This window comes from Thiomonas sp. SCN 64-16 (assembly GCF_001725585.1).
Lineage (GTDB): Bacteria > Pseudomonadota > Gammaproteobacteria > Burkholderiales > Burkholderiaceae_C > Thiomonas > Thiomonas arsenitoxydans.
In genome coordinates, this window is sequence record NZ_MEGQ01000024.1 from 30,705 (window position 1) to 45,167 (window position 14,463).

Here is a 14,463-nt window from a genome sequence, read left to right on the forward strand (position 1 = left end):
CTGCCTATCATGGCAGCCAACGCAACCCTAGGGAGTCTGTTCATGTGTGGAATCGTCGGCGCCGTGGCGCAACGCAATATCGTTCCGGTGTTGATCGAGGGCCTGCGCCGCCTGGAATATCGCGGCTATGACTCCTGCGGCATCGCCGTCTATGCCGACGGCCAGTTGCAGCGCGCCCGCAGCGTGTCGCGCGTGGCCGAACTCGACGCGCAAACGCACGACCTGCAAGCCTTCACCGGCATCGCCCACACCCGCTGGGCCACCCACGGCGCGCCCACCACCCGCAACGCGCACCCGCATTTCTCGGCCGGGCCGAACAAGACGGCGGAGTCGGCGCACATCGCCGTGGTGCACAACGGCATCATCGAAAACTACGAGTCGCTGCGCGCCATGCTGAAGTCAGACGGCTACCAGTTCGAGAGCCAGACCGACACCGAAGTCATCGCCCACCTGATCGACCACCTCTACGCCGGCGATCTGTTCGAGGCGGTGCAGGCCGCCACCCAGCAACTGCACGGCGCGTATGCGATTGCGGTATTCAGCCGCGAGGAGCCGCACCGCATCATCGGCACGCGCGACGGTTCGCCGCTGGTCGTTGGCCTGGGGCAGAACGAAAACTTCCTCGCCTCCGACGCGCTGGCGCTGGCCGGCACCACCGACCAATTCATCTTCCTCGAAGACGGCGACGTCGCCGACCTGCAACTGGGCAAGGTGTGGGTCGTCGACCGCGCCCACAAGCCCGCCACCCGCGAGGTGCGCACCATCACCGCCTACACCGCCGCCGTGGAGCTTGGCCCTTACCGCCACTTCATGCAGAAAGAAATTTTCGAGCAGCCGCGCGCCATCGCCGACACGCTCGACGGCATCCAGGCCATCACCCCCGCACTGTTCGGCGCGCAGGCCGAGAGCGTGTTTCCCGCCATCAGCGGCGTGCGCATTCTGGCCTGCGGCACCAGCTTCTACGCCGGGCTCACCGCCAAGTACTGGATCGAGTCCATCGCCCGCGTGCCCGTCGAGGTGGAGGTCGCCAGCGAATACCGCTACCGAGACTCGGTGCCCGATCCCAGCGCGCTGATCGTCGTCATTTCCCAGTCGGGCGAAACCGCCGACACCCTGGCCGCGCTCAAACACGCCAAGCAACTCGGGCACACCCACACCCTGGCCGTGGTCAACGTCGCCACCAGCGCCATGGCGCGCGAAACCGCCATGAAGTTCTTCACCCGCGCCGGGGCCGAAATCGGCGTGGCCTCGACCAAGGCCTTCACCACCCAGCTTGTCGCGCTCTACCTGCTGGCCGGGGCGCTGGCCCGTGCCAAAGGCCGCCTGAGCGACGAGGCTGAAGCCGCCATGCTCACCTCCCTGCGCCACCTGCCCGCCGCCGTGCAAAGCGTGCTGGCGCTGGAGCCGCAGATCATCGCCTGGGCCGAGCAGTTCGCCCGCCGCGAAAACGCCCTGTTCCTCGGGCGCGGCATGCACTACCCCATCGCCCTCGAAGGCGCGCTCAAGCTCAAGGAAATCACCTACATCCACGCCGAGGCCTACCCCGCGGGCGAACTCAAGCACGGCCCGCTGGCCCTGGTGACCGAAGCCATGCCCGTGGTCGCCGTCGCCCCGCGAGATGCGCTGCTCGACAAACTCAAGAGCAACCTGCAGGAAGTGCGCGCCCGCGGCGGCGAGCTCTACGTCTTCGCCGACGCCGACGGCCAGATCGAAGCCAGCGAAGGCGTACACCTCATCCGCCTGCCCGAACACTACGGCGCGCTCTCCCCCATCCTCCACGTCGTGCCCCTGCAACTGCTGGCCTATCACACCGCCACCGCCCGCGGCACCGATGTGGACAAGCCCCGCAATCTGGCCAAGAGCGTGACGGTGGAGTGAGATGAGCAAGACTTCGATATTCCTGTCGACAACAAATAAAGTTCTATCGCAACAAATAAAGTTCTATCCTGAAAAACAAAGTTCCATCATGGGACATTGATGTTGTTCCGTGCAATTAAAGTCGCAAACAACAATCAAGGCAGAATGCGGGTTCGCGAGGCATGCACATGAAGTCGCAAACAGCCACGACGCCGCGTCGCGGCCTGTGGGCCGATTTGACTCCACGCATTGCGCTGCTGGCACTGGACATCGCGGGTGATACGGGGACTGGATGTCGCGTAGGCTAGAACCACGCGTTATCGAGCATGCAATTTTGCTGACCCTTGAGTGACAACCCAAGGCTTAGGCCCGACACCACTGTCGCGAGGAGCTTTCCAGTTCCGAGGGTACTTTTGACCGAAACCGTCAAAGGTCCGGACATTAGACGCAGAACTCGACGCCGCGGCATCCGCCGAGACGGATGCTGATACGCTGATATGGAATCATTCTTGGCCCGACATGAACCGCCCCGGGAATCGTGGAGGCTGGCTGGTTTAAGTCAGGCCGCCACCATGGAGGTCTGACTGGCGAGTTGCCGGTAGTAGTTTGCCTCAGCTTCTGCTGGCGGTATGTATCCGATGGGTCCGAGCAACCGGTGATGGTTGAACCAGGACACCCATTCCAGCGTTGCCAGCTCCACCGATTCACGGGTGGGCCAGGACCGGCGATGGATCACCTCGGCCTTGTATAGCCCGTTGATCGTCTCGGCCAAGGCGTTGTCATAGCTGTCGCCCTTGCTGCCCACCGAGGGCTCGATGCCCGCCTCTGACAGCCGTTCTGAGTAGCGGATGGACACGTATTGCGACCCCCTGTCGGAATGATTGTCGCATTCGATGCATTCCCACGTCCCGCTCGGCTGCACCGAGTCGCTCTGCCGGCGATCGGGCGTCCATCCCGCCGACCCGGACGGGATTACGGCGCGCGGGCCGGACAGGTTCCGCAGCCGTAGCCCCAGTCGTGCCGATGGCTGCGGTCGCCGAGATGGCAGCTATGGGTTTCGTCCCTGATCGGGTGCGCGAGCGCGCCGCCGCCCAGATCTTCGGCCAGCTTGGCGTTTGGCTGCCGTTGACCTCCGAGCCTCCCATGCACATGCGCTGCGCAAGCGTCCGCTTGCCACGCCGACAAGCGTCAGCTGTGGGTCGAGGCTGTGTGAAAACTCGGCTGATGCGCAATTTCCGGGGTCATCGCGCGGCGTCGTGAGCGTTCCTCTTGAGCCAACGATTGTTAACAGAGACTTTGCACGCGTTGTACCAACGTACACAGTCTCCCACTGCTCATCGCTCACGACCTCATCTCCAATCCAGAGAACGACGGCCTGTGCTTCAAGGCCCTTGAAGAGCGAGCACAACTGCGGCAGCTCGAGGTGCACTCCCACCTGCCCAACGACTCTAACAAGTGGTGGAGCCTAGAGCGCCCCCTGGAAGCCATTCAACAGCAGGCAGAGCGCCTCCAGACAGAGGGCAAAACCAATCATGTTGATTCAGGCGAATGAGCAGCTCCTGGGTGTGCTGGGCCTGGCTGACATGCCGCGCGAAGGGATGCGCGAGGTGCTGGAGCACCTGCGCCAACTCGGCATTCGCAAGACCATTATGCTCACAGACGACTACGAACGCGTGGACCGCGCCATCGCCGACGCGGTCGGCCTGGACGAAGTGAAAGCAGGTCTGCTGCCGCAAGACAGGGTCAGGGGGATGTATGAACTCGGGCAGCGCTACGGCCTGGTGGCCATGGTCGGCGACGGCGTCAACGATGCGCCGGCCGTGGCGTGGCGCTGGAAACCGCGGACGTGGCGCTGATGGCGGATGACCTTTCCAAGCTGCCGTTTGCGGTGGCCTTGAGCCGCGCCTCGCGGCGTATCATTCGCCAGAACCTGTGGGTGTCGCTGGGCGTGGTTGCGCCGCTGATCCCCGCCACCCTGTTTTGTTGGGCGGGGATCGGGGTGGCCATGCTCATTCACGAGGGCCGACCATCATCGTGGTGATCAACGCCTTGCGTCTGCTGGCCCATGAGGAGCGGGCAGATTGATTCGTTGATGCATCTCGGCGGTCACCAGACGAAAAACTGCACCCCCCACGCCACCATCGGCAGGAATGCGGCCATGCCAACGCAGACAACGGCGGCGACGCGCCGGCTTTTTGCCAGGTGCCACGTCAGCGCCATGCCCCACAGCGCAGCGAACGCAAGCAGCGCCATGCGGACGTCGTTGGCCCAGGGCAGAGAGATCCCTTCTCCCGCCAGTTGTGTAGTGGTGAGCAGGGAGAGGCCAGCGAACACGCTGGCCCCGGCACAGGGAATGAGCGTGTAGGCAAACCGCTGCCAGGGGAGGCCGGAAAACCAGCCGGCTGTCCTGAGCCACACCCATATCCAGCCGCCGACGACCAGCGCCTCGACCGTGATGTAGCCGAGCAGCATGCCCCCGTCGAGCCAGGTGAAGACATCGTTCACCTCCGGGTAATAGGTAAGTAGCCACCAGTGGCCCGCCTCATTGAGCGGCCACCAGATCTCGTGATCCACCAGCCAGCCGGCGATCGCCTGCTTGGCGGCCACGAGCCAGGGCGAGGCGCTCCACTGGAAGGCGCCGAGTGCGACGCCCAGCATGCCGAAGACCAGCAGACGGGCGGGCCAGCGATCGGAATTTTCCGGACCGGTTTTCGCGGCAAGAATTTCAGCGTTGGGCGAGCGCAAGGCCAAACTAACCGCTTCGCGTTCACCGGCGCAGCGCCCGCACATGTGGCAGGCCGAGGCGCTGTCCATGCGCCGGATATCGATGAGCGGGGCGCAGTTCACCGGGTGCCGAAGGCTGGTGCGGTGGCCGGCAGGCGCGGCGTCCCATGCTGCCCGGTCCACCCTAAAGTGAAGCGGGGCGACTTTCGCTAGCAGGCCGAACACGCCGGAGACGGGGCAAAGGTGCCGACACCACACCCGCTTTTCTCGCCCCCAGATCAGCCCTACGGCGATCGCCGCGATGGTCGAACCGCCCAGGATGAGCAGGGTGGGTTTCGGGTATTCATAGACGCTGGTCATTTGCCCGAATAGCGTGGTCATCACAAAGGCCACGAACGGCCAGCCGCCCCACTTCATCCAGCGCGGGATACCGCGCGCCAAGCCATATCGAGAAACCCACTCGCTGAGTGCGCCCTCTGGGCACAGCACGCCGCACCACGTCCGCCCGAGCAGCATGATGGAGAGGATGACGAAGGGCCACCACAGGCCCCAGAATACAAACTGCGCAAAGCGGGTCAGGTTGTTCCAGATATGGGTCTGGTCCGGCGGCAGCGGCAGAAATGCCGGCAGGGCCACCAGCACGAGGTAGCCTAACACCACGAACCATTGCGCTGCGATGATCGCTCCGCGGTGGCTGCGCATGGCAAGCCCAAGACGAGCGAGTCGGCCGTGGCCGGTAGAGATGCGTTGCTCCGCCACCGCATTCATGCCTTGCGCCTCATCGGCTTGAGCCTGAGCAGCATGCCAAGCGCAAGCGCCCAGTAGGCGGCGAGCAGCGCGTAGGCCATGCCCGAGGGAGCGGCCCGGTAACCGGTGAAGGCCGCCACAAGTCCGCCCGCCCGCGTGCTGTCGTCCAGCAGAGATGCCGTGCTCCAGAGCGGATCAGCCAGGGCCGGCAGCGCCTCCAGGCCGACCAGCTTCTCCGTCCCGTCCACCAGCAACGCTCCGCCCAGCAGCAGGAGCAACACCTCCGTCACGCGGAAAAAGGCCCGCCAGGAAATGAAGCGGCTGCCGCGGGAAAGCAGCCAATAGGCGCCCAAGGCAAGAATAAAACCCGTGGCGCCTCCCAAGGCAATATCGGCATTCGAACTGCCCTTCACCGCGCCGTAGAGGAACACCACCGACTCCGCGCCCTCACGCCCCACCGCCACCGCCGCCAGCACCGCCATGCCCAGCCAGTTGGCCCGCTCCGTGGCGCTGGCCATCTTCGCCTCCAGCTCCTTTTTCAGCCCCGCCCCGTGGCGGCGCATCCACCACACCATCTGGAAAATCAGGCCGCAGGCGACGATCGGCATGAGAGCCTGGAACCATTCCAACGTGGCGCCTGAAGCCCACGATTGGATGTTCATGATGGTTATGGCCAGAAATACGGCGAGCCCCAGTCCCGCCGCAATGCCGCCCCACAGCCAGGTAAGCCCGGCGCGGGCCCCCGGGCGGGCGCTGAGCCAGCCGTGCAGGATGCCGATGACCAGCATCGCTTCGATAGTTTCACGCCAGACGATGAAAAGCGCGTTGCCCATGGGTCACTCCTTCATTTCACGACGATGCGGCCCCTCCCGGTGGCAGAATGGAATTCGTCGAAAAAATCGTACTCACCGGGTTTGAGCGGCGCGATCACCACGAACGATTCCGCGCCCGGCGCGAGTACTTTCTCCTTGCGCAGTTGCAGGCTCTCGAACTCAATCGCGTCATGGCCCTCGTTGCGCACGATGATCTTGAAGCGTCTCCCGGCGGGCACGTTCAAAGTGTTCGGGACAAGCCGCCCGTCCTTGGCCACGACGGTGTAGGTGAGCAGTTCCGCCGCCAGCGTGGGCGTGGACAGAAAAACCGCCGCAACCGAAGCGGCGGCGAGGGCGCTGATCGCACCTGATAGAGTTGGCTTTTTGTGCATGTCGTTCTTCCCGTCAGAAACTCAGATTGGCCCGCACGCCGAAAATCTTCACCGCGTCGGCGGCCTGGTTGCCGGCCGGATGGCGGATGAAGCGGCATCGTCGTCGGCGAACGCGGGCACGGCCATGAACGAAGCTGCCAGCACGCCGATGCGTGTCAGGTTGCGCTGCGCCATTTCTTCAATAGCCTCCCTTCTTGCCGATGCCGACATAAGTGAAGTCGTATTCCACCTCGAAAGGTTTGAACCAAGGCCGCACGCCGGTGAGCCGGTCGGTGTGGCGGACGAAATGGCTGTGCGGGTTGGCGGATGGCGGATAGATCGTGTATTTGACGTGGTATTTGCCCGGCCCCATGAGCTTGACGTTGTCGCCGTAGTGCGGGCCGTCGTTTGCCACCATGGGCATGAAGTCGCCGCTGATCTTCTCGCTGCCGCCTTGCTTGGTGACTTCGTACTTAACTACGAGATAAGGTATCCAGGCGCCCTCGTCGAAGCCGTTGGGATTGTTGGCGAGCGCGTGGATGTCGGCTTCCAGATGTACATCGGAATCCTTGGTCGGACGCATCATGCCTTCCGGTTCCATTTCGACAGGCTGAAGGTAGACGGCGGCGATTTCCATGCCGTTGCGCTGCTGGGGCGTGCCGACCGGATATTCCACGGCCACGGCGGGGGTGGCGAGGGCTGCCGTCAAGGCGGCAAGGGCGACGGGGGTAACGAGTTTACGAAAATGCATGGGTTTCTCCCTTTTCCAAGGTTCAGTAGGCTGGCTGGTTGTCTGGCTGATTGAATAGCTGGTTACTTCCTCAAAATCAGTTTTCCGTGATGATTCAACATGGCAGCATGTTATCAGGAATAATTCCCATTCGCAAACGCTCCTCGGGATGAGCCGACTTACGCAAGGCCATTCACCGCCCCGAAACAACCCGAATTTCCCTCCTGCCGAGGCCCGGATCCACCGCTTGATTCGCATTCTTCACCTCCATGCAAGAAATGCGAATCATTGTTATTTAAAGAGATAAGCCTGTCAATGTCGTGATGTATGGCGATTCAGGACATGCGTGTCCAGATCCTCGCACCTGCCCCAACCGCCGATCTCGGAGCAGCGTGGCCATGAAGTTGGCGCCCAAAAGTTCGCCGGGATCGAGGGCTATCAACAATGGCGCGCCATTCACGCAGACTTCCATCAGGCGGCCACTCGGGTCATGACTCTGGCGCAAGGGGAGATCACCGCGCCCAGCTTGACCAGGCCCATCTCGCGCGCCAGACGCACCACCTGCACGAACAGGGTAAGCGGCCAGCGAACCCATCTTGGCGCCAGCCTGGGCGCTGGTCAGGAGGTCGCTGCTGGGGCGAGGCTGACGTTGTGCTCGCTGCCCAATGGTGCGGCAGCAGTTCAGCCAGTCGGCTGTTCGGCCAGGTCGGCAGTCTCGTGAACACGTCCTTGAGGTAAGCCCAGGGATCGAGCCCGCACAGCTTGGCCGATTCGATCAGGGTCATCAGCGCGGCGGCGCGCTCGCCGGCCTGGCGCGAGCCGACGAACAGCCAATTCTTGCGCTCATGCGAAGCTTCGCATAACAGGAATAAGGCGAACTTCGCTTTTATGCGAAGTCAGCACGACGCGGGGCACCGGTGACGCAGCGCCGCGCCAGTCTGATCTGCTACTGGACTTCGCATAAGAAGTCGCGTCTCCTGGGGTGCCAACCCCACATCAGGAGATCGCGATGGATGCCTTCGAATTCCTCACGGAGCCGGCCGCGGCTCGACTTCGAGCCAGCGCCTTTGCGCCGTTCGTTCAGCCGTTCTGGGATCGACTGTCTGAGCAGCGGTACGCGCCTGGTACTGCTCGCCAGTACATGAACTGCGTTGCCCACTTCGCCCACTGGTCAAGACGACGGCGCTTCGCCCTTCAGAGCCTCAATCAACACGTCGTTGCCTTCATCGACGAACACCTGCCTCGCTGCACCTGCGCTGCCCCGGTGCAGCGCAGCCGCAACCAGGTCCGCGCGGCTCTGCAGCATCTGAAGGCTGTTGTCTGCGCTTCGGGCGTCCAACAGGACGATCGTCCTGGCAACCCGGTCGATGAGCAATTGCTGCGCTTCGACGACCACCTGCTGCACGCCAAGGGACTCGCTGGCAGCACGCGCCTTCGGCGCTTGGCGATCGTTCGCGCGTTGCTGTCCATGACCTCGAACTCGACGACGCCGTCGGCCGAGGAACTGCGGCAATTCCTGGCCCAAGAGCTTTCGCGGGTGAGCGCCGCCAGCGGCGGCGTCACCGCGACGGCCGTGCGCAGCTACCTGGGCTTCCGTGCCTTCGAGGGCGATCGCGTCGAGCACCTACTGCCGGTGGTTGCCGCGCCGGCGCATTGGCGTCTTGCACCCTTGCCACAGACGCTCGCGCCCGACGAGGTCAACCGGCTGCTGGCTGCCTTCCCTGCGGACCTACCGTCGCGCCTGCGCTGTTACGCCCTGGTGCGCTGCGTCGTCGACCTCGGACTGCGCAGCAGCGAGGCGATCGCGCTGGAACTCGACGACATCGACTGGGTGGCCGGCACCGTTCGCATCGTCGGGAGCAAATCGCGACGAGCCGATGTGCTGCCGCTGCCGCAACTCACCGGCGCTGCCATTGCTGACTATGTGCGGTCGGAACGCCGCCCCCAGACTACGAGCCGCCGTGTCTTCGTTCGGCACGTGGCGCCTGTCGATGAACCAGTGGCCGCCGACGTCGTCAGGCGTGCCGTGCGCCAGGCGTATCGCCGCGCCGGGTTGCCGTACACCCGGGTGCACATTCTTCGGCACACGCTGGCCAGCCGGCTTCTCAACACCGGCGGCACGCTCAAGGAGGTCGCCGATGTGCTTCGCCATCGCGAGCTGGACACCTCGCTCATCTACGCCAAGGTCGACTTCGGCCGGCTGCTCGCGGTGGCCATGCCGTGGCCCGGGAGCCGGCCATGAGTGCGGCAACACCCATGCAAGAGGCTGTGGAGCACTATCTCCAGGATCGCCGCCGCCTGGGCTTTGCGCTGACAGCTCCCGCCACCGAGCTCGCGCGATTTGCCCGGTACGCCGACACACGAGATCACCGAGGCCCACTCACGCAGGAGCTGCTGCTGGGTTGGGCACGGGAACATGTGCATCGGACCAGCGACGTGACTGCAGCACGCCGGCTGGAGATCGTGCTTCCATTCGCTGCGCATTACCGGCAGTTCGAGCCGGCCACGGAGATTCCTCCCAGGGGCATCCTTGGCCGTGGTCATCGGCGCCTGGCACCGCACATTTACACGGACCAGGAGATCATCCAGTTGCTCGACGCAGCCGGTCGACTCACCTTGACCTGGCCTCTTCGAGCGCTGACCCACCGCAGCCTGTTCGGGCTGATCGCAGCGGCCGGCCTCAGGCTGTCCGAAGCGTTGATGCTCACGCTGGGCGACGTCGACCCGCAGGCCGCCGCGCTCACCGTGCGCCAGACCAAGTTCCACAAGTCCCGCCGCCTGCCGCTTCATTCGAGTACGGTACAGGAACTCGAGCTGTACCGGCAAGCGCGAAACCGATGCCAGAGCACCGAGGACAGCGCCCCGTTCTTCGTTTCGCACGATGGTGGATATCTGCCCACGCGCACGGTAGAGAACGTCTTCCGGCGGCTGCAACCAGGACTGGGCTGGCGCGCCCGCGGCGACCATCCGTATCCCCGGATCCACGATCTGAGGCACACGATGGCGGTGCGGCGCCTGCAGCGCTGGCGCGAATCTGGTCAGTCCATCGACCACGCGATGTTCTGGCTGTGCACCTACTTGGGCCACGCCAAGATCTCCGACACCTACTGGTACCTGTCCGGCATTCCGGAGTTGATGGACACCATCGGCGCGCGGTTCGAGCGCTTCGTCGGCGTCGTCGAGCAAGGGGGCGAGTGATGAGCCACCAGACCGCACCGACGTTCGCCGGCCTCGTGCAGGAATTCTTCACCGACTACATGGTGCAGCAGCGCGCCTTGAGCCCACGCACGGTGGCTTCGTACCGGGACACCTTCGTGCTGTTGCTGCGCTTCGCCGAGGACAAGCTGCGCCTGCCCGCACACGGGATGACGATGACCGACCTCAGTGCCCGGTTCCTGGCCGACTTCCTGGATCACCTGGAGGCTCAGCGGCACAACTGCGTGCGAAGTCGTAATGTTCGATTGGCCGCGGTAAGGGCGTTCCTGAAGTTCGCCGCCAGGCGCGACCCGGCCAACCTGGGCGTGATCGAGAACGCGTTGGCCGTGCCGATGAAGCGCTTCGAGCGCAGGATGGTCGGCTTCGTGCCGCACGAGCAGATGCTGGCGGTGATCGACGTGGCGAGCGACACCTGGATCGGGCAGCGGGACCGACTGATGCTGACGCTCATGTTCAACACCGGTGCCCGCGTCTCCGAGATCATCGGCGTGCACGTGGCCGACGTCGTGCTCGGGCCGAGCAACAGCATCCGGCTGCACGGCAAGGGGCGCAAGCAGCGCTCGCTCCCGCTGTGGAAGAGTTCGGCTCGTGCCGTGCGCGACTGGCTGCACCTGAATCCGCAGTTGGGCCAGGAGTCGCCGCTGCTGCCCACGCGAGACGGACGGGCGATGACCAGAGCCAATGTTGCCCAGCGGTTGAAGCTGGCCGTCAAGGTGGCGTCGGTCAAACACGCGCAGCTCAAGACGATGTCGGTGTCGCCGCATATCGTGCGGCACTCGACTGCGATGAGCCTGTTGCAATCCGGCGTCGACCCTTGTGAGATCGCGCTATGGCTGGGTCACGAGAGCCCTTCGACAACTCACATGTACGTCGAGGCTGACTTGGCCATGAAGGAGCGCGCGCTGGCACGGCTGAAGCAACCGGAGATCAAGCAAGCGCGGTACCGCGCGCCGAAGGCCCTGTTGGCGTTCCTACAAGGGCTGTGATTATGCGAATCACCGTCGGCGCCCTGGGGCGACCCTGCCCAGGGTGCCGACACAACAGCGTCGTGCTGACTTCGCATAAAAGCGAAGTTCGCCTTATTGCGCCCCAGCGCGATGGGCCGCATGGCGCGTTCGGCGGCGTTGTTGTCGATGGCCACGCGCGCATCGTCGGCGAACACACTCAGCGCCGCCCAGCGCCCGAGCGTGTAGTCGATCGCGCGCGCCGTGGCGTCGGCCTTGGCCAGTCTCGGGCGCTGCTCGAGCAGCCAGGCGTGCAGTGCGTCCAGCAGCGGCTGGCTATGCTGGCGACGTCTTCGCAATCGCTCTCCTTCATCGAGTTCGCCGATCTCCTGCTCGAGACGATAGAGCGCGCCGATGCGCTCCAGCGCCTCGGCGGCCAGGGCGCTTTGGGTCAGCTTGTGGGCCTCGAAGAACTTACGTCGCGCATGCGCCCAGCAGCCGGCCTCGCGGATGGCGCCGCCTGCGAACAGTGCCTTGTAGCCGCTGAAGTCGTCCACCACCAACGTGCCCGACCAGCCGCGCAGGAACTCGCGTGCATGCGCGCCGCCGCGGCTGCCGCGGTAGTCGTACACCACCAGCGGCAGCTGCGCGCTGCGGTAGACCCACACATAGGCGCGGTGCGTCTTGCCCGCGCCGGGCTTGAGTTCGGCCACCGGCGTCTCGTCGGCGTGCAGCACCAGCTGCTTCAGCACGGCGGCCCGGATGGCCGCGGCCAGCGGCTGCAGCCACACCCCGCCCATGCCGATCCACGACGTGATGTTCGAACGCGGCACGCGCACCCCGGATCGCGCGTAGATCTCCTCTTGCCGGTAGGCCGGCAGGTGGTCGTCGTGCTTGGCCACGATCACTTGCGCCATCAAGCCGGGGGCCGGGATCCCTTTGTCGACAACCTGCGCGGGCATCGGCGCGGCCAGCACCGTCTGGCAGCAGGCGCAGGCGTACTTGCCGCGGATGTGCCGATGCACGAAGAAGCGTGCCGGCTCGCAGTCGAGCTGCTCGCTGATCTCCTCGCCGATGCGTTGCAAGGCATGGCCCTGCGGGCACAGGCCGGAGTCGATCTCGTAGCGGTGCTCGATGCGCTCGAGGTTGCCGGGCAGCGGCTGGCGCTTCGGACGGCGCTTGTTCGGGTTGCGACGCTCCTCAAGGGCGGCGCGGTCCTCGGCCTGTTCCTCCTGCTGCAGCAGCGCCTGCGTCTTGGCGTCGAACAGCTCGCCCTGGTGGCTGTCCAGGCTCTCGCTGGACTGGCCGAAGCGCCAGCGCTTAAGCCGCGCCACCTCCAGGCTCAACGCCGCGTTCTTCTGCGCCTGGTGCTTGACCTCGGCCGAAAACTGCTCGATCAGACCTCGGGCGTACAACGCGGCCGGGTCCTCGCCCAGCGCGCGCAGCTTGTCGTCATCGATCGCCTCCACCATGACGGCCATTCTCGCGCGCATGCGCGTGCGAGCCAAGCCGAGCTTGCCCCGATGGACAGCCTTCAGATCACCCGGATCGCCTCGGCGCGTGCGGCCGCCGTCATGCGCTGCCACGGCAGCCCGGCCACCAGCCAGTCCCATTGCTGCGCACTCAGGCGCACCGCGGCGCCTTCGTCCTGCGGCCAGGCAAAGCCGCCTTGCTGCAGCCGCCGCGTGCACAGCCACATTCCCGCACCATCGAACACCAGCACCTTCAGCCGCGTCGCGCGCCGGTTCGCGAACACGTAGGCATGATGCGGCTGCGCCGCGCCGAATCGCCCGATCACTTGACCCAGCAGGCGGTCGATGCCCCCGCGCAGGTCGCTTACGCCCACCGCCAGCCAGACCGCCTCGATGCGAATCACCCCAGCCATGCCCGCAGCCACTGCGCCCACTCGGCCGCCGCCGACACCGGCCAGTCGACCTGCGCCCGGCGCGTCCCGGCCTCGCACACGATGCGGGCACATCCCATAGCCATCGTCACTTCGCTGGGCTGCACCTTCACGAACGCCGTCGCTGCGCGCCCTGTGGCGGTGTAGGCATCCCCGGCAAGCCGCGCCCGCCACCTCGGCGCGTGCGATGCCCAACCGCGCAGATCCAGGTACTTGATGCCCCGCGTTTGTGCAAAGGCGTCGCCGCTCAGGCCGCTGGCCTCGTACGCGTCAACCGCCGCCAACCGTTCCCGAACCTCGTCCTCGCTGAGCTTGTCCTTGCGCAACCGACTGACCATGCCAACCTCCATCGCCCCCGAAAACCGCAGCTTCGCAGCCTCGGCTCTCGGACTCAAGATGGGTTCGCTGGCCGCCTACCGAACAGGTCCGAGAACTCCTTGAGGTGCAGCGCACGGAAGTCCCGAATCGTGCGGTGCTTGGGAAGGTTGCCTGCCGCCAGCATCCGCAACGCCAGATCCTCGTGCATACGTCGCTCAATCTTGCGCTAGCTGAACACTCCGGTGGCATAGCCGTACCACAGCACCTTGTCCATCATCGCCGGATGGAAGGGCTGGTTGCGCGCTCCGCCGCCCTCATAGCGCGCGTAGAGCGCGCACAGGTCCAGCGTGCCGATCGGGTCGTGGATGAAGTAGGCCAAGTGGCCCGGCGGCAGCCAGTCCTGCGGCGCCGCCGGCAGCAGCATCACCTGGTCCAGCTCATAGGGGCGGTAACTCGTGGGTATACATGCAACGCCGCAATGCGCTGCCCAGTCCCCCGTCCCGCAGGGTTGCCCCCAGACGGGGATGGCTGCAAGGCTGGTCACTGCTTCATCAAGAATCCATGCGTCCTCCAGCAGTCCAGCGGATTGCGCACGGCGGGCCTGTCCGTCAATTGATCATGCATACGGAAGCAGGCCTGAATTTGCGCCTCCCGGGTCTGCACCCCATTGCTGCCCGCAGCAAACGCCGGATAGGCGGCGCCCAGCATCAGCAGGGGGGTGATGACGATCAACAGTTTTTTCATGGCAATTCTCCAGATGATTGGAATGCAGCAGCGCTGACACAGCAGCCAAGACATGGGGTTGGCTGCTGTGGCAACCCCACATGGAAGACTTCGCCTC

General features: G+C 64.9%; 14 protein-coding genes and 4 pseudogenes. 6 read left to right on the forward strand and 12 right to left on the reverse strand.

Features of this window, described 5'->3' with window-relative positions; translation table 11 throughout:
* Nucleotides 1–42 precede the first annotated feature (42 nt).
* Complete coding sequence (gene glmS, locus ABT24_RS08315) at nucleotides 43–1,878, forward strand: glutamine--fructose-6-phosphate transaminase (isomerizing) (RefSeq protein WP_276730045.1); 1,836 nt, start codon at nucleotides 43–45, stop codon at nucleotides 1,876–1,878.
* Between the two features lie 538 nt (nucleotides 1,879–2,416).
* On the opposite strand, the pseudogene ABT24_RS08320 reads toward glmS, so the two are convergent.
* Nucleotides 2,417–2,740, reverse strand: a pseudogene (locus ABT24_RS08320) (integrase core domain-containing protein); the annotation flags it as partial.
* A 649-nt stretch (nucleotides 2,741–3,389) separates the two neighbouring features.
* Here ABT24_RS08320 and ABT24_RS08330 point away from each other — a divergent pair.
* Nucleotides 3,390–3,713 carry an HAD family hydrolase gene (locus tag ABT24_RS08330; protein WP_338123581.1) on the forward strand — a complete coding sequence of 108 codons (324 nt, stop codon included), beginning with the start codon at nucleotides 3,390–3,392 and terminating at the stop codon, nucleotides 3,711–3,713.
* Complete coding sequence (locus ABT24_RS08335; RefSeq protein ID WP_276730042.1) at nucleotides 3,713–3,898, forward strand: hypothetical protein; 186 nt, start codon at nucleotides 3,713–3,715, stop codon at nucleotides 3,896–3,898. Before ABT24_RS08330 ends, ABT24_RS08335 begins: the two co-directional genes overlap by 1 nt.
* Before the next feature lie 65 nt (nucleotides 3,899–3,963).
* On the opposite strand, the gene ABT24_RS08340 is transcribed toward ABT24_RS08335, so the two are convergent.
* From ABT24_RS08340 to ABT24_RS08365, 6 genes and pseudogenes are all read right to left on the reverse strand, one after another.
* Nucleotides 3,964–5,349 carry a 4Fe-4S binding protein gene (locus ABT24_RS08340; protein ID WP_276730039.1) on the reverse strand — a complete coding sequence of 462 codons (1,386 nt, stop codon included), beginning with the start codon at nucleotides 5,347–5,349 and terminating at the stop codon, nucleotides 3,964–3,966.
* Nucleotides 5,346–6,161 carry an FTR1 family iron permease gene (locus ABT24_RS08345; RefSeq protein WP_276730036.1) on the reverse strand — a complete coding sequence of 272 codons (816 nt, stop codon included), beginning with the start codon at nucleotides 6,159–6,161 and terminating at the stop codon, nucleotides 5,346–5,348. The genes ABT24_RS08340 and ABT24_RS08345 overlap by 4 nt, the downstream gene beginning before the upstream one ends.
* Nucleotides 6,162–6,172: 11 nt before the next feature.
* Nucleotides 6,173–6,532, reverse strand: a complete 360-nt coding sequence (locus tag ABT24_RS08350) for a cupredoxin domain-containing protein (RefSeq protein ID WP_276708677.1) — start codon at nucleotides 6,530–6,532, stop codon at nucleotides 6,173–6,175.
* A 48-nt stretch (nucleotides 6,533–6,580) separates the two neighbouring features.
* Nucleotides 6,581–6,706, reverse strand: a complete 126-nt coding sequence (locus ABT24_RS08355) for a hypothetical protein (protein ID WP_276708676.1) — start codon at nucleotides 6,704–6,706, stop codon at nucleotides 6,581–6,583.
* Between the two features lie 4 nt (nucleotides 6,707–6,710).
* Nucleotides 6,711–7,262, reverse strand: coding sequence for an iron transporter (locus ABT24_RS08360; protein ID WP_276708675.1), 552 nt, complete (start codon nucleotides 7,260–7,262; stop codon nucleotides 6,711–6,713).
* A 641-nt stretch (nucleotides 7,263–7,903) separates the two neighbouring features.
* Nucleotides 7,904–8,083 (reverse strand): annotated as a pseudogene (locus ABT24_RS08365) (transposase domain-containing protein); the annotation flags it as partial.
* 167 nt (nucleotides 8,084–8,250) lie between these two features.
* On the opposite strand from ABT24_RS08365, the gene ABT24_RS08370 reads away from it, so the two are divergent.
* The 3 genes from ABT24_RS08370 to ABT24_RS08380 are packed head-to-tail and all read left to right on the forward strand — an operon-like array spanning nucleotide 8,251 to nucleotide 11,443.
* On the forward strand, nucleotides 8,251–9,483 hold the full coding sequence (locus tag ABT24_RS08370; RefSeq protein WP_013105993.1) for a tyrosine-type recombinase/integrase: 1,233 nt from the start codon (nucleotides 8,251–8,253) through the stop codon (nucleotides 9,481–9,483).
* 26 nt (nucleotides 9,484–9,509) lie between these two features.
* On the forward strand, nucleotides 9,510–10,439 hold the full coding sequence (locus ABT24_RS08375) for a tyrosine-type recombinase/integrase (protein WP_276730030.1): 930 nt from the start codon (nucleotides 9,510–9,512) through the stop codon (nucleotides 10,437–10,439).
* The gene (locus ABT24_RS08380) at nucleotides 10,439–11,443 is read left to right on the forward strand and encodes a tyrosine-type recombinase/integrase (RefSeq protein WP_013105991.1); all 1,005 of its coding nucleotides are present in this window, start codon (nucleotides 10,439–10,441) and stop codon (nucleotides 11,441–11,443) included. The genes ABT24_RS08375 and ABT24_RS08380 overlap by 1 nt, the downstream gene beginning before the upstream one ends.
* A gap of 68 nt (nucleotides 11,444–11,511) precedes the next feature.
* Here ABT24_RS08380 and tnpC read toward each other — a convergent pair.
* The 5 genes and pseudogenes from tnpC to ABT24_RS08405 all read right to left on the reverse strand — a co-directional run.
* Nucleotides 11,512–12,873, reverse strand: a pseudogene (gene tnpC, locus ABT24_RS08385) (IS66 family transposase); the annotation flags it as partial.
* Between the two features lie 62 nt (nucleotides 12,874–12,935).
* Nucleotides 12,936–13,286, reverse strand: coding sequence for an IS66 family insertion sequence element accessory protein TnpB (tnpB, locus tag ABT24_RS08390; RefSeq protein ID WP_276730026.1), 351 nt, complete (start codon nucleotides 13,284–13,286; stop codon nucleotides 12,936–12,938).
* The gene (locus ABT24_RS08395; protein WP_286737656.1) at nucleotides 13,274–13,642 is read right to left on the reverse strand and encodes an IS66 family insertion sequence element accessory protein TnpB; all 369 of its coding nucleotides are present in this window, start codon (nucleotides 13,640–13,642) and stop codon (nucleotides 13,274–13,276) included. Before ABT24_RS08395 ends, tnpB begins: the two co-directional genes overlap by 13 nt.
* Nucleotides 13,643–13,722: 80 nt before the next feature.
* Nucleotides 13,723–14,085: pseudogene (locus tag ABT24_RS08400) on the reverse strand (transposase); the annotation flags it as partial.
* 77 nt (nucleotides 14,086–14,162) lie between these two features.
* Nucleotides 14,163–14,420, reverse strand: coding sequence for a hypothetical protein (locus ABT24_RS08405; RefSeq protein ID WP_286737658.1), 258 nt, complete (start codon nucleotides 14,418–14,420; stop codon nucleotides 14,163–14,165).
* Nucleotides 14,421–14,463: the final 43 nt, after the last annotated feature.